The organism is Kitasatospora sp. MY 5-36, assembly GCF_001182915.1.
In the GTDB taxonomy this organism is placed as follows: Bacteria; Actinomycetota; Actinomycetes; order Streptomycetales; family Streptomycetaceae; genus Kitasatospora.
Window position 1 is genome coordinate 1 of record NZ_LFVW01001302.1, and the last position, 946, is coordinate 946.

At 79.7% G+C, this 946-nt stretch carries 1 pseudogene; it reads right to left on the minus strand.

From position 1 onward, the window contains the following. Positions 1 to 873, minus strand: a pseudogene (locus AE652_RS47175) (hypothetical protein); the annotation flags it as partial. Between the last annotated feature and the right edge of the window lie 73 nt (positions 874 to 946).

Below are 946 nucleotides of genomic sequence, written 5' to 3' on the forward strand. Positions count from 1 at the left end.
GGCGGCGGCCCGTTCGACGTGGGCGGCGGTGGCGGCGGGGTCGTCGAGGGCCAGGGCCCGCAGGCGCGGGTTCGGGTCGGCGGCCAGGCGCAGCAGGCCCTGGCGGGGGAAGCGGGGGTGGTTGCGCGGGCGGCCCGGGAAGGAGAGGCTGCCGTCCCACCAGCCCGCCATGTCCAGGAGCATCCGGGCCGGGGCGTCCTCGCAGGACTCGGCGAGGAGGATCCGCACCGCGCGGTCCTCGTCGCGGGCGAGGAGTTCGGCGACGTCGGCGGGCAGGCGCGGAGCCCGGGCGACGCTGCGGCGGACCAGAGTCTTCGGGGAGGCGGCGAGCAGGCGCATGGCCTCGGCGTCCGCGTGCCGGGCGACGACCCACGGCAGCTCCCCGGCGTGGGCGGCGGGGTCGATGTCGGGGACGTCGGCGGCCAGCGCGGCGAGTTCGGCGAGTCCTGCGGGGGTGAGGGGCGGGGCCGCCTCGCCCGGCGGGGGCTTGAGGGCGCTCCCGGCCAGTTCCGCGAACAGCTCGCGCAGCGCCGCCCCGGGCGTGGCGGCGATCAGCCGCTCCCACTGGGCCGGTGACAGCCGGCCGCTCTCCGCGGCGCCCATCCGTACGCGCCGGTCGGGGTGGGCGATCGCGGCGTCCAGGACTCCGTCGGGCAGGTCGTCGCGGTCCAGGAAGTGGTGCTCGCCGGTGTCCAGGAGGCGCAGGAGCAGGTCGGCGGGGGCCGCGCGGTTGTGGCCGAGCCCGGACAACCAGGCGAGGCCGGTCGCGCGGTCGACGGCGGTGGCGCGGGTCAGCGGGGTCCAGACGGGGCCGGGCTCGGCGGGCTCGACGGGCTGTCCGGCCTCGGCAGGGGGTGTCGGTGCTGGTGTCACCGGCGGGAGCCTACGCCCGCCGCCCGTACGGCCCGCGGGGCGGGGCCGGGCAGGTCGGAGCGGCGGGGACGGG